The organism is Bacillales bacterium (genome assembly GCA_035700025.1).
Lineage (GTDB): Bacteria > Bacillota > Bacilli > Bacillales > DASSOY01 > DASSOY01.
This window is the reverse complement of record DASSOY010000072.1, coordinates 39,787-57,759: the sequence shown is the minus strand read 5'-3', so window position 1 is coordinate 57,759 and position 17,973 is coordinate 39,787. Positions and strand designations below refer to the sequence as shown.

The 17,973-nt window shown below is 50.9% G+C and carries 15 protein-coding genes; all 15 read right to left on the bottom strand.

Annotated features, from left to right (window positions below):
• Window position 1: 1 nt before the first annotated feature.
• The 15 genes from rpsO to VFK44_12020 all read right to left on the bottom strand — a co-directional run bounded on the left by rpsO (window position 2) and on the right by VFK44_12020 (window position 17,914).
• Window positions 2–271 carry a 30S ribosomal protein S15 gene (gene rpsO / locus VFK44_12090; protein HET7629103.1) on the bottom strand — a complete coding sequence of 90 codons (270 nt, stop codon included), beginning with the start codon at window positions 269–271 and terminating at the stop codon, window positions 2–4.
• A 108-nt stretch (window positions 272–379) separates the two neighbouring features.
• The gene (locus VFK44_12085; GenBank protein ID HET7629102.1) at window positions 380–1,324 is read right to left on the bottom strand and encodes a bifunctional riboflavin kinase/FAD synthetase; all 945 of its coding nucleotides are present in this window, start codon (window positions 1,322–1,324) and stop codon (window positions 380–382) included.
• Window positions 1,325–1,356: 32 nt separating this feature from the next.
• A complete protein-coding gene (gene truB, locus VFK44_12080) occupies window positions 1,357–2,268 on the bottom strand; it encodes a tRNA pseudouridine(55) synthase TruB (protein ID HET7629101.1) in 912 nt (303 codons plus the stop codon).
• 91 nt (window positions 2,269–2,359) lie between these two features.
• Window positions 2,360–2,713, bottom strand: coding sequence for a 30S ribosome-binding factor RbfA (rbfA, locus tag VFK44_12075; GenBank protein HET7629100.1), 354 nt, complete (start codon window positions 2,711–2,713; stop codon window positions 2,360–2,362).
• Between the two features lie 59 nt (window positions 2,714–2,772).
• Complete coding sequence (gene infB, locus VFK44_12070) at window positions 2,773–5,130, bottom strand: translation initiation factor IF-2 (GenBank protein HET7629099.1); 2,358 nt, start codon at window positions 5,128–5,130, stop codon at window positions 2,773–2,775.
• A 4-nt stretch (window positions 5,131–5,134) separates the two neighbouring features.
• Entirely contained in the window at window positions 5,135–5,449 is a 315-nt protein-coding gene (locus tag VFK44_12065) for a YlxQ family RNA-binding protein (protein HET7629098.1), read from the bottom strand.
• Window positions 5,446–5,721, bottom strand: a complete 276-nt coding sequence (locus VFK44_12060; protein HET7629097.1) for a YlxR family protein — start codon at window positions 5,719–5,721, stop codon at window positions 5,446–5,448. Before VFK44_12060 ends, VFK44_12065 begins: the two co-directional genes overlap by 4 nt.
• 14 nt (window positions 5,722–5,735) lie before the next feature.
• A complete protein-coding gene (gene nusA / locus VFK44_12055) occupies window positions 5,736–7,016 on the bottom strand; it encodes a transcription termination factor NusA (protein HET7629096.1) in 1,281 nt (426 codons plus the stop codon).
• Window positions 7,017–7,049: 33 nt separating this feature from the next.
• A complete protein-coding gene (rimP, locus tag VFK44_12050; protein ID HET7629095.1) occupies window positions 7,050–7,523 on the bottom strand; it encodes a ribosome maturation factor RimP in 474 nt (157 codons plus the stop codon).
• Between the two features lie 271 nt (window positions 7,524–7,794).
• The gene (locus VFK44_12045) at window positions 7,795–12,105 is read right to left on the bottom strand and encodes a PolC-type DNA polymerase III (GenBank protein HET7629094.1); all 4,311 of its coding nucleotides are present in this window, start codon (window positions 12,103–12,105) and stop codon (window positions 7,795–7,797) included.
• A gap of 26 nt (window positions 12,106–12,131) precedes the next feature.
• Window positions 12,132–13,814, bottom strand: a complete 1,683-nt coding sequence (locus VFK44_12040) for a proline--tRNA ligase (GenBank protein HET7629093.1) — start codon at window positions 13,812–13,814, stop codon at window positions 12,132–12,134.
• A gap of 78 nt (window positions 13,815–13,892) precedes the next feature.
• Window positions 13,893–15,161, bottom strand: coding sequence for an RIP metalloprotease RseP (rseP, locus tag VFK44_12035; GenBank protein ID HET7629092.1), 1,269 nt, complete (start codon window positions 15,159–15,161; stop codon window positions 13,893–13,895).
• Between the two features lie 20 nt (window positions 15,162–15,181).
• On the bottom strand, window positions 15,182–16,327 hold the full coding sequence (dxr, locus tag VFK44_12030) for a 1-deoxy-D-xylulose-5-phosphate reductoisomerase (protein HET7629091.1): 1,146 nt from the start codon (window positions 16,325–16,327) through the stop codon (window positions 15,182–15,184).
• An 18-nt stretch (window positions 16,328–16,345) separates the two neighbouring features.
• A complete protein-coding gene (locus VFK44_12025) occupies window positions 16,346–17,122 on the bottom strand; it encodes a phosphatidate cytidylyltransferase (GenBank protein HET7629090.1) in 777 nt (258 codons plus the stop codon).
• 33 nt (window positions 17,123–17,155) lie between these two features.
• Window positions 17,156–17,914: an isoprenyl transferase gene (locus tag VFK44_12020; GenBank protein ID HET7629089.1), complete on the bottom strand. Its 759-nt coding sequence runs from the start codon at window positions 17,912–17,914 to the stop codon at window positions 17,156–17,158.
• Window positions 17,915–17,973: the final 59 nt, after the last annotated feature.

Sequence of the window (17,973 nt, the reverse complement as noted above, 5' to 3'; positions counted from 1 at the left end):
ACTAACGACGCAAACCAAGTTTGTTGATGAGCGTACGGTAGCGCTGTATGTCCTTATTGCGCAAATACGTCAATAAGTTCCGGCGTTTACCGACCATCTTTAACAAGCCGCGACGAGAGTGATGATCTTTCTTATGGTCGCGCAAATGTCCGTTCAACGAATTGATCTGCTCCGTAAGGATAGCTACTTGGACTTCGGGTGAGCCCGTGTCGTTTTCGTGAGTTTTGAACTCCTCAACGATTTCCTGTTTGCGTTCTTGTGTCAATGCCATCCTTTTTCACCTCCTTGTCAAATCCCCGCATGCCGAGCAAACGGCGGTGACTCGATTGCCAAGCATCGGTTGCATACAATCGAATTGTACATTTTTTGCAGACAAAAATCAACCTTTGCGTGTTTGCAAATACGCTTGCGCCTCTGCCGCGTCGCGATTCATTTGATTTACCAACGCGTCAACGGTGTCGAATTTTTCTTCGTCCCGCAGTTTTTTGAACCAACGGACGACCGCTTGTTTCCCGTACAAATCACCATCGAAATCGAAAAGGTGAACTTCTACGGCCGGCCGCTCACCGTAATCGTCGTGAAACGTCGGCTTGAATCCGATGCTGGCGACGCCGTCATGCCAATGTCCGCCAACCTTTGTGCGCACCGCATAAATGCCCGTGGCGGGAATGAAATACGACTCTTGCGATTCAATGTTTGCGGTCGGAAATCCGATCGTCCTCCCCCGTTTCTCTCCGTTCACAACCGTCCCTTCGATTTCATAATAACGTCCTAAATAAGGAGGAACTTCGTCGACATCCCCCGAGCGCAGCAATTCGCGAATTTTCGTCGAGCTGACTTTTTCGCCGTTTTCCTCCACTTTCGGAATGACCGTCACTTGAAAGCGGCCACTAGCATGTTCCGGAAGCGTTCGCATTGTGCCTTCGCCCTTATGTCCATATGTAAAATCAAATCCGGCGACCGCATGAACGACCGACAAATTCACGAGGTATGCATCGACGAATTGTTGCGGACCAAACGAGGAAAAATGTTCATCAAACTTCACGACATAGAGCCGGTCGACCCCAAGCGCTTCGATGCGTTTCACTTTTTCCGGCAGCGGCGTCAAATATTCCGGATTTTCTTTTTTTCCGAGCACGACGGCCGGATGTGGATAAAACGTCATCACCGCCGATTGCAGTCCGTTTTCGTCGGCGAATCGTTTCGCGGTTAAAATGACTTTTTCGTGACCGCGATGAACACCGTCAAAAAAACCGAGAGCCATCACCGAGCGTTTTGGATCGATGTCCCATTTTCCGGGATGGCTTAAATGAATCACTTCCATCATTTCACCTTCTGTTCTGCGAAGTAGCAAGTTCAATCCGATTCCGGGAACACTCGCTCCGGTTTCATGTATCCCTCTTTATGCGGATGGCGGCGATAAACCGCCAACAAGGATCCTTTTTCATTATAAACGGTAAAACGGTTCGCTTTCATCTCTTCAGGCAGCGGAAGGACGCTTCCGTTCTTTATCTTTTCGGCTGCGTCTGCCGGAACGATCCATCTCGGCATCGCACGAAAAGCTTTCTCCAACGGCACGAGCGCATCATCCAGCTCCCCATCCTCAGCAAGTCGCTCGGCCTGCTTCAGCGACAAACAATCCGACAATGAAAACATTCCCGACCTCGTTCGCTTCAATGAAGTCAAATGCGCGGGATACCCGAGCGATTTTCCAATGTCGACGGCCAACGTACGAATGTAAGTGCCTTTGCTGCAGTGAACGCGAACCCGAAAAGAGGCTTCGTCTTCATGAGTTCGAATGCCGTCGCTCATCAATTCTAAGGCATGAATGGTGACGAATCTTTCGGGACGATCCACTTCAATGCCTTCACGCGCGTATTCGTACAATTTTCGGCCGTTGACTTTCACTGCCGAATACATCGGCGGCACTTGCCGAATGTTTCCCGTCCACTCCGACAACACCGATTCGATTTTCGCCACGCTGGGAAGTTCCGTCACTTTTTTTCTAGCAATGACTTCCCCTTCCGCATCTTCAGTAGTCGTTGCCGAGCCCAAGACAATCGTGGCTTCATATTCTTTGTCGTCCTCGGTCAAGTAAGGCACGGCTTTCGTCGCCGTTCCGAAACATAAGAGCAGCACCCCTGTGGCAGCCGGATCCAACGTCCCGGTATGCCCGATTTTTCGCTGGCCGCTCCATTTTCGCATTTTGTGCACGCAATCGTGCGAAGTCCAGCCCGTCGGTTTGTTCAACGGCAAAATCCCATTCATTGCTCCCACCATCCTTGCCACGATCATTTAGTTCCGGTTTGCGAAAAAAGAACGCGGAAAAGGATAGACACGAACGTCTATCCTTTTGGCGTCAATCGTCGTTTCGTTTATGAAGGTCATGCAGCAACTCATCGATGCGCGCACCGTGTTCGAACGATTCATCCCAGTGAAACGTCAATTCAGGTGTTTTCCGAAGCCGGATTCGTTTGCCGATTTCGCTCCGGATGAACCCTTTCGCTTTTTCCAAACCGTTCAAAGTGGCTTCCTTCTTGTTTTCATCGCCGAGAACGGTCAGGAATATTTTCGCCAGCTGCAAATCGCCTGTCACCTCGACGTCGGTGACCGTCACGAAACCGATGCGCGGATCTTTCAACCGTCTCGACAAAAGATCTCCGAGTTCTTTCTTCATTTGTTCCGCAACGCGGTTTGCCCGCAAATTGCTCACTTTCAGCACCTCACTACAACAAAAGTTGCCAGTCGAAACGAGTGGAAGAACAGCGGCGGTTACGCCCGTTCTTTTTCAGCCATGATATAGGCTTCCATCGTGTCGCCCTCTTTAATATCGTTGAATTTTTCCAAAGTAATCCCGCATTCGTATCCAGCGCTTACTTCTTTGGCATCGTCCTTGAACCGTTTCAACGAATCGATTTCGCCTTCGAAAATGACGACGCCGTCACGAATGAGCCGGATTTTTGAATCTCTCGTAATTTTCCCGTCGGTCACGTACGATCCGGCAATGGTTCCAAGCTTGGAAACTTTAAACGTTGTACGAACTTCTGCAGCCCCGATAACCTTTTCTTCGTATTCGGGATCGAGCATGCCTTTCATGGCTGCTTCAATTTCTTCGATCGCATCATAGATCACGCGATACAAACGGATGTCGACTTTTTCCGATTCCGCCGCATTTTTCGCATTGTTGTCTGGACGAACGTTGAAGCCTACGATGATCGCATTCGAAGCGGATGCGAGAATGATGTCCGATTCGGTGACCGCCCCGGCGCCGGTATGAATGACGTTTAACTTCGCGCCTTCGACATCAATTTTTTGCAATGCTCCGGCCAATGCCTCAACCGAACCTTGCACATCGGCTTTAACGATCACGTTGATTTCTTTCAAATCCCCTTGATTGATCTGTTCAAACAAATCATCGAGGCTCACTTTGGACGTTTCATTCCGATTGGACTCCACCTGCTGCTTTGCACGGGCTTCCCCGACATGGCGAGCTTTCTTCTCATCTTCGAACACGACGAAGCGATCGCCTGCCTGCGGCACATCATTTAATCCTGTAATTTCCACCGGCGTCGAAGGCGGAGCCGTTTTCACGCGCCGACCGTGTTCATTGACCATCGCCCTCACACGTCCATACGTGTTGCCGACGACCAAAGAATCACCGACGTGAAGGGTTCCTTTCTGCACAAGCAAAGTTGCTACCGACCCTCTGCCTTTGTCAAGTTCGGCTTCAATCACCGTACCTGCAGCCAAACGATCCGGATTCGCTTTGTATTCCTCAACCTCGGCGACGAGCAAGATCATCTCAAGCAGTTCGTCGATTCCTTCTCCCGTAAGCGCGGAAAGCCGGACGAAAATCGTGTCTCCGCCCCAGTCCTCGGGAATCAACCCGTGCTCGGAAAGTTCTTGCATGACCTTATCGGGATTGGCACCTTGCGCGTCCATTTTGTTCACCGCCACGATGATCGGCACGTTGGCCGCCTTCGCGTGGTTGATGGCTTCGATGGTCTGCGGCATGACGCCGTCATCCGCGGCAACAACCAAAATCGTAATGTCCGTCACTTTCGCTCCCCTTGCGCGCATCGTTGTAAATGCCGCATGGCCGGGTGTATCGAGGAAGGTGATTTTTTTGCCGTTTTCCTCGATTTGATAGGCGCCGATATGTTGCGTAATGCCGCCGGCTTCACCCGAAGTCACCTTCGTGTGCCGGATCGCATCGAGCAAAGTCGTTTTTCCGTGGTCAACATGCCCCATCATGGTTACGACCGCGGGCCGAAGCTGCAAGTTCTCTTCGCTGTCTTGACGATCGTACAAATCGAGATCGGTCTCATCGATCTGTTGTTCTTCTTCGACCTGAGCACCGTAATCAGCGGCGATCTTCTCAATCGCGTCTTTCGTCAATTCTTGATTTTTCGTCGCCATTACGCCGAACGCCATCAACTTCTTAATGATTTCCGACGATGATTTTCCGAGTTTTTCCGCCATTCCTGCTACCGTCAACGTCCCATTGTACGTAATCTTTTCCGGTACCGGAATGGAATGGGAAACTTGCTTTTGCGACCGTCCGTGCCCTTGCCGCGAACGCCTGTTGTTCCGGTTCCCGTTCCCGCGACGGCCGTTTTGCCCGGACCGCGCCTTGGCGGGATGATTTCTCCGCTGTTGCTGGCCGTTGTTCCCGTCGTTCGGACGACGGCGGCGATCAGCACCTTGCGCCTGCTTGCGCTCTCCGCCGCCCGCCTTCGCGGCGCGTTCCTGTCCGCCTGTGCGGCCTTTGCGCTCTTCGCCTCCGGTATTCCTTGCCGGGGGACGGCGATTGCCTTCCCCTGCCGGACGTCGTCTCCGTTCCACGCCGTTTTCCTTCGGCCGTGACACGCGGCTTTTTTCCGCTGTCGCATTCGGCCGCCGCTGGCGTTCACCCGCGGAGGAGCCGCCGTTTCGCTCACGCCGGTCAGCTTTTGCCGCCGGTCGTTCTTTTTTGCCGCTGAACGCTTCATCCAGTTTGCCAATCACATGGTCTTCGATGACCGACATGTGATTGGAAACGTCGACATTCATCGCTTTTAATTTGTCAATCACTTCTTTACTCGTGATGTTTTTTTCTCTTGCATACTGATAAATTCTTTTCTTGCTCATACGTTCACCCCCGATATTGATCAAGCAAGGCGGTTAATTTTCCGGCAAAACCTTCGTCATTCACCGCGATGACAACGCGATGTGCCTTGCCCATCGCACGCCCGAGCTCATAACGGTCGGCAACGACGCGAGCCGGAACTTCATAATGCTCGCATTTGTTTCTCCATTGCTTCAACGAACGCGCCGAAGCATCGCCGGCCACGAGCACCAAACGAGCTTTCTTGTTCCTAACCGCTGCCAAAACCGCTTCTTCCCCGGAAACGACTTTTCCCGCTCGAAACGCGAGACCGAGAAGAGAAAACCAACGCTCCTGTTTCATTGGCGCTGTTCCTTCTCCGCCAGTTCGAGCAATTGTTCGTAAACTTCCTCTTTCACTTCGGCTTTCAAATGTTTCGCCAAAATGTTTTGTTTTCTCGCTTTCGCGATCGCTTCCGGCTGTTTGCTCAAATACGTGCCTCTGCCTGATTTCTTTCCGCTCGGATCGTACAGTACATCACCTTCCGGCGTGCGCACGATCCGGAACAATTCTTGTTTCGGTTTCATTTCCTGCGTCGCGACACATTTGCGTAACGGTGTTTTTTTCCTTTTCATCGTTTTTGCGCCCCTTACGCCTTATCCTCTTCGGAAACCGGTGTTTCTTCGTCTTCCTCCGAATCTTCGCCTTCATCCTCGACGAACTCGTCGTCATCTGCAATTTCTTCCGATTCGTCACCGTTCAGACGATTCTCATCGTCCTCGTACTCTTCATCGTACGCTTCGAACTCCTCGTCGTCCGAATCCACTTCGTAATCGTCAACTTCGTCATAGCCGTCTTCGAGATACGTTTCTTCGTCTTCCTCGAACAAACCGAGCTCTTCGGCTTCCGACTCACTTTTGATGTCGATTTTCCATCCGGTCAATTTCGCGGCGAGACGCGCATTCTGCCCTCGTTTTCCGATCGCCAAGGAAAGCTGGTAATCGGGAACGATCACTTGCGTCGATTTTTCCTCTTCATTCACCCGTACTTGGATGACTTTCGACGGGCTGAGCGCATTAGCCACGTATTCGACGGGATCTTCGCGCCAACGCACGATGTCGATCTTTTCGCCTTTCAATTCATTGACGATCGCCTGGACGCGCGAACCTTTGTGGCCGACGCACGAGCCAACCGGATCGATATCCGAATCTTCCGCGTGTACGGCGATTTTCGAACGATCCCCCGCCTCACGCGAGATGGATTTAATTTCGACGATGCCTTCGTAAATTTCCGGCACTTCCAGTTCGAACAGACGCTTCAACAACCCCGGATGGGTCCTCGATACCATCACCTGCGGCCCTTTCGTCGTCTTCTCGACGTTCGTGATGTACACTTTGATCCGGTCGTGTTGCCGATACGTCTCGTTCGGCATTTGTTCTCCCGACGGCAACAGCGCTTCAATCCTGCCGAGGTCGACATAAATAAAGCGATGATCTTGCCGTTGAACGATTCCGGTCATAATGTCGTCTTCACGGTCGATGAACTCGGAATAAATGATGCCTCTTTCGGCTTCGCGCACACGCTGCGTAACGACTTGTTTCGCCGTTTGGGCAGCAATTCTTCCGAAATCCCGCGGAGTCACTTCCTTTTCGACGATGTCACCAATTTCATATTGCGGATTGATTTTGTGCGCTTCGGCGAGTGAAATCTGCTGGTCGTGATCTTCGACCGCTTCGACCACTTCTTTTCTCGCGTAAACTTCGATTTTTCCGGTTTCTTCGTTGATTTGCACGCGAACGTTTTGCGCCTGATGAAAGTTTCGCTTGTAAGCGGAAATCAAAGCGGCTTCGAGCGCCTCAAGAATGATTTCTTTGCTTATGCCTTTCTCTTTTTCGATGGAAGTGAGTGCTTCCAGCAAATCACTGCTCATTTCGGTTCATTCTCCCCTTTAACATAAAGCTGATTAATGAAATACAACGGCAAGCCGCGCGCTGGCCACTTTATCGATCGGGATTTCGACTTGTTTTTCTATCGTTTTATCTTGCACGGCCAGCTGCAAACGATTTCCGTCAAAGTCCGTCAGCTTTCCTTCAAACGCTTTTGCGCCGTCGATCGGCGCATACGTGGTAATTCTTACATGTTTCCCTACCGCTCCGCGGAAATCATTATCCTTTTTCAAAGGACGTTCGGCGCCGGGTGAAGAAACTTCCAGGAAGTAAGCTTGGTCAATGATCTCTTGCTCATCAAGCCGTTCACTCAATTGTTCGCTGACGGCGGAACATTCATCGAGCCCGACACCTTCGTCGGAATCAATGTAAATCCGCAAGTACCAATGTTTGCCTTCTTTCACGAACTCGACATCGACGAGTTCCAACTGCATCGCTTCGAGGATCGGCACCACCAATCGCTCCGCAGTTTCCGTTACACGTTCTGCCATCGTTCGCCTTGGCCTCCTTTCTCTTGGTTGAATCGACTGCAAACGAAAACGAAAGAGTGGGAAAATCCCACTCTTTGCGCGCGTTATCCACAGTATAGCCATCCTTATAATATCATAATCGTCCAACAACCGCAAATGAGGCAGTTTCACGGTCGGACAGGTCAGTCTAACCGCCCGGCTGTTACTCAAAACGAATCTCGGCCTTGAACCGATGGGTTCAAAGTTTCTTAAGTACACATGCAGCATGAACGTTTTCACGAAGTCGAAAGTGTTAGAAAAGCGACAACTGGTTCGAATCCGGCATATTCTGTAAACATCCGTGCCCGTCGAGGTCTTCGACGACCGTTTTTGAAAGTCTTGCTCGTTGCTGCAAATCTTCTTTCGATAAAAATTCGCCGTCTTCACGCGCCTTAACAATATTAAGAGCCGCGTTCGTGCCCAGTCCCGCAATCGCATTGAACGGCGGAATCAATGTATCGCCTTCCACGATAAATTCAGCTGCTTGCGACCGGTACAAATCGACCTTTTGGAAGGACATGCCGCGTTCACACATTTCCAAAGCGAGTTCAAGCACAGTGAGCAAACTTTTTTCTTTCGGCGAAGCGTCGAGGCCTTTCTTTTGAATGTCTTCGATTTTCGAGCGGATCGCGCTGGATCCGCGCACCATCGTCGCCAAATCGAAGTCGCCGGCGCGTACGGTAAAATAAGCGGCGTAAAACCAAATCGGATGATGCACTTTGAAATAAGCAATCCGAACGGCCATCAGCACGTAGGCAGCGGCGTGAGCTTTCGGGAACATGTACTTAATCTTTTTACAAGATTCAATGTACCAATCCGGCACACCGTTGGCCTTCATTGCTTCAATCCATTCGTCTTGCAAACCGCGTCCTTTCCGGACGAATTCCATAATTTTAAACGCCAAGGACGGTTCGAGTCCTTTATACATGAGATAAACCATGATGTCGTCACGGCAGCCGATGACGTCTTTCAGCTCGCACGTACCGTCGGCAATTAAATCGCTCGCATTGTTGAGCCATACGTCGGTTCCATGGGAGAGTCCCGAAATTTGCACGAGCTCCGAGAACGTCGACGGTTTCGTTTCTTCAAGCATTTGCCGCACGAAACGGGTGCCGAATTCGGGAATGCCGAGTGTTCCCGTTTTACACATGATTTGATCCTCTGTGACGCCGATGGATTCGGTGCCGCTGAACAAGCTCATGACGCCTTCGTCGTCGGTCGGAATTGTCTTCGGATCGATGCCGCTTAAATCTTGCAGCATACGGATCATCGTCGGATCATCGTGTCCGAGAATATCGAGTTTCAACAAGTTGTCGTGAATCGAGTGGAAATCAAAGTGTGTCGTCCGCCACTCGGAGTTGCGATCGTCTGCCGGATATTGGATCGGTGTAAAATCGTAAATATCCATGTCGTCGGGAACGACGATGATGCCGCCCGGATGCTGTCCGGTCGTTCGTTTTACCCCGGTGCAGCCAGCGGTCAGTCGATCGATTTCCGCTGACCGGAAATGAAAGCCATTGTCGTTTTCGTACCCGCGGACAAACCCGTACGCCGTCTTATTGGCAACAGTTCCGATCGTACCGGCTCGGTACACTTTGTCTTCCCCGAATAATTCCTTCGTATAGTTATGGGCACGCGGTTGATATTCACCAGAGAAGTTCAAATCGATATCAGGAACTTTATCACCTTTAAAACCAAGGAACGTTTCAAACGGTATGTCGTGGCCGTTTTTCACGTAGTGCGCCCCGCACTTTGGACAATCGGCGTCTCGAAGGTCAAAACCAGAGCCGATCGAACCGTCTTCAATAAACTCGGAATGCTTGCATTCCGGGCAAACGTAATGCGGAGGCAGTGGATTGACCTCGGTAATTTCGAGCATCGTTGCGGTAAAAGAGGAGCCGACCGAGCCGCGGGAACCAACGAGATAGCCGTCCTCCAATGATTTCTTGACGAGCTTGTGGGAAATCAAGTAAATGACCGCAAAGCCGTTTCCGATAATGCTTTCCAACTCTTTTTCGAGCCTCTGTTCGACGAGTTTCGGAAGCGGGTCTCCGTAAATCGAGCGCGCCCGTTCAAAACTTTTCCGGCGGACTTCCTCGTCAGCGCCTTCGATGTTCGGTGTATACAAGTCATCTTTGACCGGCTTGACTTCACCGATGCTGTTGGCGATTTGCTGCGGATTCGTGACGACAATTTCTTTCGCCTTTTCTTCGCCGAGAAAAGCGAACGCCTCAAGCATTTCCGTCGTCGTGCGAAAGTGCACTTGCGGCAGTCGGTTCAGCCGATTGAGCGGATTGGCGCCGCCTTGAGAAGCAACCAAGATTTTTCGGTAAATGTGGTCATTCGGATCAAGATAATGCACGTTTCCGGTGGCAACGACCGGTTTGTCCAATTTTTCGCCGAGTTGAACCAATTTCTTTAAAATGTCGCGAAGCGCATTTTCGTTATGAATCAAATCCGTTTCGATGAGCCGTTCGTAGACGACCGGCGGATGAACTTCGATATAATCGTAAAATTCCGCGACTTCTTCGGCTTCGTCTAACGATTTTTGCATGACAGCGGTAAACAGCTCGCCTTCGCTGCATCCGGAACCGACAAGCAAGCCTTCCCGGTACTTTTCAAGTTCGGAACGCGGAATCCGCGGCACGCGGTGAAAATAATCGAGATGCGCGATCGACACGAGCTTGTACAGGTTCCGCAAACCTTGCTGTGTTTGTGCCAGCAATGTGCAATGCATCGGACGCACACGGCGAAATTCGCCTTTCCCGCGTTTTTCGTTCAGCTGATCGTGAAAAATGATTCCTTGTTCTTTCGCGTCGAGCACCATTTTCCAAACCAAATGTCCGGTCGCTTCCGCATCGTAAATCGCCCGGTGATGCTGGGTTAATTCGATGTTGAATTTTTTACAAAGCGTATCCAGCCGATGATTTTTTAAATCGGTATATAAAAATCTTCCGAGTTCCAGCGTATCGACGACCGGATTTTTCGCTTTTCCATAGCCGATTTGTTTGTAGCCGACGTTCAAAAAGCCCATGTCAAAGCTCGCGTTATGGGCAACAAGGACATCGTCTCCGGTAAACGCATGAAAATCGCGCAGCACTTCTTCGATTTCCGGCGCATTTTCAACCATGTCGTCGGTAATTCCGGTGAGCTCAATCGTCGTTTGTGACAATGCATGGTGCGGGTTGGCAAACCGCTCAAAGCGGTCGATGATCTCGCCGTTTTTCACTTTCACCGCCGCAAGTTCGATGATTTTATCATACACGGCCGACAAACCGGTCGTTTCCACGTCAAACACGACATACGTTTCACCAAGCAATTTCCGATGTGCTCCATTGTAGGCAATCGGTACACCGTCGTCGACTAGGTTCGCTTCAAGCCCGTACAACACTTTAATGCCGTGCTTGTTTCCGGCTGCGTACGCTTCCGGATAAGATTGGACGACACCGTGGTCGGTAATGGCAACCGCTTCGTGGCCCCATTTCGCTGCTTGTTCCACAAGCCGAGCCGTAGACGTGACCGCATCCATTTGACTCATCGGTGTGTGCATATGTAATTCGACACGCTTTTCCCCTTCAGGCGCATCGTCGGTTCTGACGACCGACGGCACTTCCTGCAAATCGTTGGCAATCATGACGAGATCGCGAACGAACGTGTCATGCTGAATGCTTCCGCGCGCCTTCAACCAAATGCCTTGCTTTACCGCTTTCATCTTCGGAATATCTTCGTCTTTGCGGGAAAACATCTTCACCATGAGTGAATCGCTGTAATCGGTCAATTTCACCGTCAACAGCAACCGGCCGCTCCGCAATTCGCGTGTTTCCGCTTCAAACACGTACCCTTGCACGGTAATCTTCCGCTCTTCTTCCGTAATCGTTTGAATTTGCACAGGCGCATCCTTGATCGTATACCCGACCGCGACCGGCCCGTCCGCTCCCGTCACATCGGCTGTCTTCTTTTGCACGGCTTTTTCTTTTTGGATGACCGCTTCCGTCACTTTCGTCCGGTCTTCTTCTTGTTTTTGTTCCAAAAACTTTTCGTAATCTTTCTCGCTTTCTTGCACTTGAAAGGCGATCTTCAATCCACTGATGCCGAACGTTTCGTAGGCGCCGGCGATTCGATCGGCCAATTTCTTTTTGAAGACGACCGCTTCCGTTTCATTGCGGGCTTCGAGCCGCAATTTCCCATCGGCAAAGCGGGGTTGTTGGTTTTTCAAAACCGCCGATAACGATTCCGACAAACCGGACAAAGCTTCTACGCAATGCGGCCAGTAGTCGGCGAGCATTTTCTCGTCAATCACACATTTTTGCGCTTGAACCGAAAAGGATACCGACGCGATGTTCGCAAATTTTTCTTCGAGCCGAGCCTTCATCCATTCGTGCACGTTATACGGCAAAGGGGCGGGCAAGGAGAAGCAAAAGTGCCAGCCGCGTTCGTTCGTGTCGACGATCAGCTTCTCTAGTGCCGCCCCTTGAAAATGACGTTCGATCAGTTCAGCTGGAACTTCCAACTGTTCGAGAAGCACTTGAAATTTTTTCGTCTTTTCCAATCCCTCTCGCTCCACCGTCTTTCCCCCCTCCGGTAACTCAATTACTCGCCGGCCAACGATTTCAGCAGTTCCGGCAACACCGTTTCAATTTCGTCCGCGCGGACTTCCCGCACTTCTCCGGTCGCTCTCACTTTCAGTTCGACGATTCCTTCCGCCGCCTTCTTTCCGACGGTGATCCGAACCGGCAATCCGATCAAATCTGCATCCGCGAATTTCACGCCTGCTCGTTCTTTCCTGTCGTCGAACAACACCTCATAGCTTTTGTTCAACGTTTCGTACAAACGTTCTGCGGTTTCTGCCTGTGCGTCGTTTTTCATGTTCACGGCGATTAGATGCAGTTGGTAAGGTGCAACCGCAAGCGGCCAAATCATGCCGTCCTCATCGTGATGCTGCTCGACAATCGCCGCCACCGTACGAGAAACGCCGATTCCGTAACAACCCATGATCATTGGACACGCCTTTCCGTTTTCATCCAAATAATGGGCGTTCATCGTTTCGCTGTAAAACGTTCCGAGTTTGAAAATTTGTCCGACTTCGATTCCGCGGGCAAAACGGATGGTCCCTTTTCCGTCCGGAGAAGGATCCCCTTCTTGAATTTCGCGCAAATCATAAAACGCTTCGACGGAAAAATCCCTTTCTGGATTAACATTTTCGTAATAAGTATCGGTTTCGCCCGCCCCGCTGAATCCGTTGACGAGATGACGTACTGCATAATCGGCCGTCACTTTCACATCATCAGGGATATGGAAGGGTCCGAGTGCATCCGTGTCGCAGTTGAACAACGCTTCAACGGTTTTGTCGTCGACAAGTTCAATTTTTCGAGCCGACAAGGCGTTTCTAAATTTAACCTCATTTAACGAATGATCTCCGCGCAGAACGACGAGAACGTAACGGTCATCCACAGCATACAGCCGCGACTGCAACCGTTTCGACGCAGGGGCGTTTTCGAAGGTTGTCCGGTCGATTTTTCCCCGTTCACGTTCAGGTTCATCGCTTTTTTCGTAAAAATCGATCACTTCCGCCATCTCAACGTTCGACGCATACGAAGATGCATCTGAATAGGCGATCGTGTCTTCGCCGATCTCCGCTAATGCCATGAATTCCTGCGTGTCCTTCCCGCCCATTTCTCCGGAATCGGCAAGCACCGCGCGGAAACGCAAGCCGCAGCGGGTAAATACTTTTTCATAAGCTTCATACATTTGCTGATAACTTTCGTCAAGACTTTCGATGCTCGTATTAAACGAGTACGCATCTTTCATGAGAAATTCCCTGCCGCGGAGCAGACCAAAACGAGGCCGTTTCTCGTCACGGTATTTCGTTTGGATTTGGTAAAGCGTCATCGGCAATCTTTTATATGAATTCACTTCGCGAGCCAAACTCGTAATCAATTCTTCGCCGGTGGCGCCAAGCGCAAACTCACGTTCATGGCGGTCGCGCAATCGCATCAATTCAGGTCCGTACAACTCCCACCGCCCGGTTTCATGCCATAGTTCGGCAGGCTGAATCGCCGGCATGAGCAACTCTTGCGCCCCCGCACGGTCCATTTCCTCTCTCACAATCTGTTGGACTTTGTCCAACACTCGTTTTCCGAGCGGCAAGAAAGAATAGATGCCCGCAGCATTTTGACGAATAAAACCCGCACGCAACAAAAGCCGGTGACTCGCGGCTTCCGCATCGGAGGGCACGTCTCGCAAAGTGGGAACAAACGCTTGATTTTGTCTCATTTTCCGCACCTCTGTCCAAGAAATTCAGCGGACGACGCCGACCAACGAATCGGCGGTCCGCTGTAGCCTATTTTTCATTTATTGATTAAGAAAAAATTGATGAATGTCGTTCCAAGTGACCACGATCATGAGCAACAGCAAAAAGGCGAAGCCGACCAAATGCATGAGCGATTCCTTTTGCGGATCGACCGGTTTGCCGCGCAGCGCTTCGAAGAAAAGGAACAACAACCTTCCACCGTCGAGAGCGGGGAGCGGCAATAAATTAAAAATACCGATGTTGATGCTTAACGCGGCCGCCCATTGCATCAAACCGGAAATTCCGCTGTTTTGCGCGACGACGCCCGTATAATTGTAGATACCTACCGGTCCCGACAAGCTGTTCAAACCGATCTGTCCAGTAACGAGCTTGCCGACGGCATCGAAAATGACGGTCGACCACTGCGCGGTTTTCACCAACCCATAGTGAAACGAACCGATAAACGAATATCTCATCGCTTCATAAGCACCAATTTTGCCTTCCACTTCGCCGTTGTTCATTTTTTGCGCCCGCGGCGTAACGGAAATTTTTTTAACAGTATCCCCGCGTTTAATTTTAAAAACGAGGCTTTCTCCCGGATGGTTTTGAATGACGGTGACAAGTTCTCTCCAAGAATTGACCGGATTGCCGTTGACCGCCAATACTCGGTCGCCTTGGTGCAAGCCCGATTCGATCGCCGGCTGATTCGGGATCAGTTTGCCGAGCTTTGCTTCATGTGTCGGGATGCCGTTAATCAGAGCATAGATAACAAAAAGCAAAAACGCGAGGAAGAAATTCATGAATGGTCCTGCAAAAATGGCCAAAACGCGGTCCCATACCGGTTTTGATGCGAACTGCCTGTGAAGCGGCGCGATTTGCACCGCTTGTTCGTCGATGATGAAATCCGCCTTTTCATGGACGCGGAAGGTTTCGATGGATCCGTCTTCGCTTTCCATTCCGCGAATGAACAAATCGCGTTCCAAATCGGACGTCTCCACGGTGACGAAACGAGCGTCCGGATGCTTCGATTGATGATTGACGATGATCCGATCGACTTCTCCCTCGCGATTGAAGGTAAGACCGACGCGTTGACCCGGTTTCAGTTCGATCGTCTCCGGGTCTTCTCCGGCCATGCGCACGAAACCGCCGATGGGCAACAACCGAATCGTGTAAATCGTTTCGTTTTTACGAATCGAAAAAAGCTTCGGTCCGAATCCGATGGCAAACTCCCTGCACAAAATGCCTGCTCGTTTCGCCATAATCAGGTGGCCCAATTCGTGAATCGAGATCAGCAACCCGAAAATAATGACTATCGCAATAAACGTTTCCATTGAAGACCCACCTTTTTTTGTTAAACAACTGTCCTGACGAAATCGCGCGTCTCTCGGTCAACAGCTACGATCGTTTCCAAATCCGGCCGCTGGACGGTCTCGTGCCGCGACAGTGCCTTTTCGATCATCGATTCGATCTGCAAAAACTCGATTTGTCCATTTAAAAATAACTGTACAGCCTCTTCATTGGCGGCGTTCAAAACCGTCGTCGCCGTTCCCCCCGTTTTCCCGGCCTCATACGCGAACGCGAGACAGCGAAAGCGGCGAAAATCGCACTTTTCAAAATGAAGCGTGCCTGTTTCCCATAAGTTTAACCTTTTTGCTCCGTTCAATTCAAGCCTGTTCGGATACGACAAAGCATATTGAATCGGCACTCTCATGTCCGGCATTCCGAGCTGGGCGAGAACGCTCGTGTCGGTAAATTCCACTAACGAATGAACAATGCTCTCCCGGTGCAAGAGGACGTCGATTCGTTCATATGGCATGTTGAACAGCCAATGCGCTTCAATCACTTCAAGCCCTTTATTCATCATCGTCGCCGAATCGATGGTAATCTTCGCGCCCATCGACCAGTTCGGGTGGTTGAGCGCTTCATCGACCGTTACCCCTTGCAACTGTTCGCGCGTTTTGTCGCGAAAACTTCCACCCGATGCCGTCAAGATCAACTTTGCCGCATCCCTTTTGTTTTCGCCGCGCAAACATTGAAAAATCGCCGAATGCTCGCTGTCGACGGGAAGAATCGCAACGCCCCGTCTGTCGGCGGCTGCGGTGACAAGATGACCGGCCGTCACGAGCGTTTCTTTATTGGCAAAACCGAGCGTTTTCCCGGCCTCGATCGCCGCAAGAGTCGACTCGAGCCCAACGCTTCCTAATAACGCGTTTAAGACGAAGTCGGCATCGTCAAAGGTGGCGACTTCAATGAGTCCTTCCCTGCCGAATACGACCTTCACCCCCGCCGGCACGTGAGCGAGCAGAGCATCATGAACTTCTTTCGTTTCGGCACAAACGAGCTTTGGTTGAAACGTATGTATAATCTCAAGCGCCGATGCCACGTTTTTTCCAAAAGCCATCGCGGCAAGGGCGAAAGTTTCCCGGTGTGAAGCGATGACGTCAAGCGTTTGACGGCCGATCGACCCCGTTGCACCGAGCAAACTGATTTTTTTCATAAAACGACCCCATCCTTGTTATACGACATTCAGCAAATAAACGACCGGCAGTACGATCAACCAACTGTCGCACCGGTCAAGAATCCCGCCGTGTCCGGGCAGCAACGTTCCCGAATCCTTCACGCCGTAATGGCGTTTGAAAGCGGACTCGATCAAATCGCCGAATTGACCGAGAACAGAAATGACGACTGCAGCGAATAGCGATTGAGACCATCCGTCCGCCACCGGAAAAAGCAATTGAAACCCAATTGCGACGATGACAGCTGCGCAAATGCCGCCGACGGCGCCTTCCACCGTTTTTTTCGGGCTGATCGACGGCAGCAGTTTCCTCTTGCCAAACGCGCTTCCGCAAAAATAGGCCCCGCTGTCCGAAGACCAGATTAACAGCAAGACGAAAAGCAAGGCACGGAATCCGTGATCTTCAAACCGGATAAGGAGCATATAATGAAAACCGAAGCCGACGTAGAAAATCGCCAGAAAAACAAACGCCGCGTCGTCGAAAGTAAAGTCGTTTTGCGACCAAACGGTGTAAAACAGTAACAGCACAAACAGGAGCAGCAACACGTGAACCGGTTCAACGGGAAGAGAAAGCGAAACCGGGACGAGCAGCAAGATCGCCGCAACACCGACCACCCCGGGAACGGAAAGGAGGCTGAAATGTTTCATCCGCAAAAACTCCCAAAAACCGACGCCGGCCAGCAAGGTGACAACCGTCGTAAAAAAGGGACCGCCCCACAGGGCAGCAAGCAAGAAAAAGATGCCGGCCAACGTGCCGGTCACAAAGCGTTGTTTCAAAAAGGCATCCTCCTTTCCGATAGGGAAAACCGATCATACGCTGCCGAATCGCCTTCCGCGTTTTTGGTATTCAGCAATCGCTTCGTGGAGCTGTTCTTCTTTGAAATCCGGCCATAACACGTTTGTGAACCAAAGTTCCGTATACGCCAATTGCCAAAGCATAAAATTGCTCAAGCGAATCTCGCCGCTCGTGCGAATGAGCAAATCCGGATCGCCGAGCGAAGGAGAAAACATGTATGCGGACATTAATGCCTCATCGATATCGTCAATCACGACTTTGCCGGTTTTCACATCTTTGGAAAGCGCTTTGACCGCTTCGACAATTTCGAATCGGCTGCCGTAGTTCAAGGCAAAATTCAAGATGAGACCGGTGTTGTCTTTTGTTTGTTCGATGGCCTGCTCCACCGCTTTTTGTGTATGGTTCGGCAGCTTTTCCCGGCTTCCCATTGTGCGGACTTGCACATTTTCTTCGACGAGTTCAGGCAAATACGTAGTTAAAAATTTGCCGGGAAGTTTCATGAGAAAATCGATTTCCGGGCGCGGGCGTTTCCAATTTTCCGTTGAGAAAGCATACAGCGTCAATGCCTCGACACCAAGTTGGCTGCATCGGATCACCGTGTTGCGAACGACTTTCATGCCTTCGCGGTGACCGGCCACCCTTGGCAGTCCGCGTTTTTTTGCCCATCTCCCGTTGCCATCCATAATAATGGCAATATGTTTTGGCACGTTCAACGGATCGAGCGATTCCGAACGATCGGAACCTCCGCTTTTCATCGAAAATTTCCCCAGCATCCGATTTCCCCCATTGTCTGACGAAAAGCCCTCGCACAAATATGGAGGGCTTTTACGTC

Bases quoted from the DNA above. Each gene is read 5' to 3' on its own strand.
- rpsO (HET7629103.1), bottom strand. From the start codon at position 271: ATGGCATTGACACAAGAACGCAAACAGGAAATCGTTGAGGAGTTCAAA.
- VFK44_12085 (HET7629102.1), bottom strand. From the start codon at position 1,324: ATGGAAGTGATTCATTTAAGCCATCCCGGAAAATGGGACATCGATCCA.
- truB (HET7629101.1), bottom strand. From the start codon at position 2,268: ATGAATGGGATTTTGCCGTTGAACAAACCGACGGGCTGGACTTCGCAC.
- infB (HET7629099.1), bottom strand. From the start codon at position 5,130: ATGAGCAAGAAAAGAATTTATCAGTATGCAAGAGAAAAAAACATCACG.
- VFK44_12065 (HET7629098.1), bottom strand. From the start codon at position 5,449: ATGAAACAGGAGCGTTGGTTTTCTCTTCTCGGTCTCGCGTTTCGAGCG.
- VFK44_12060 (HET7629097.1), bottom strand. From the start codon at position 5,721: ATGAAAAGGAAAAAAACACCGTTACGCAAATGTGTCGCGACGCAGGAA.
- nusA (HET7629096.1), bottom strand. From the start codon at position 7,016: ATGAGCAGTGATTTGCTGGAAGCACTCACTTCCATCGAAAAAGAGAAA.
- rimP (HET7629095.1), bottom strand. From the start codon at position 7,523: ATGGCAGAACGTGTAACGGAAACTGCGGAGCGATTGGTGGTGCCGATC.
- VFK44_12040 (HET7629093.1), bottom strand. From the start codon at position 13,814: ATGAGACAAAATCAAGCGTTTGTTCCCACTTTGCGAGACGTGCCCTCC.
- rseP (HET7629092.1), bottom strand. From the start codon at position 15,161: ATGGAAACGTTTATTGCGATAGTCATTATTTTCGGGTTGCTGATCTCG.
- dxr (HET7629091.1), bottom strand. From the start codon at position 16,327: ATGAAAAAAATCAGTTTGCTCGGTGCAACGGGGTCGATCGGCCGTCAA.
- VFK44_12020 (HET7629089.1), bottom strand. From the start codon at position 17,914: ATGCTGGGGAAATTTTCGATGAAAAGCGGAGGTTCCGATCGTTCGGAA.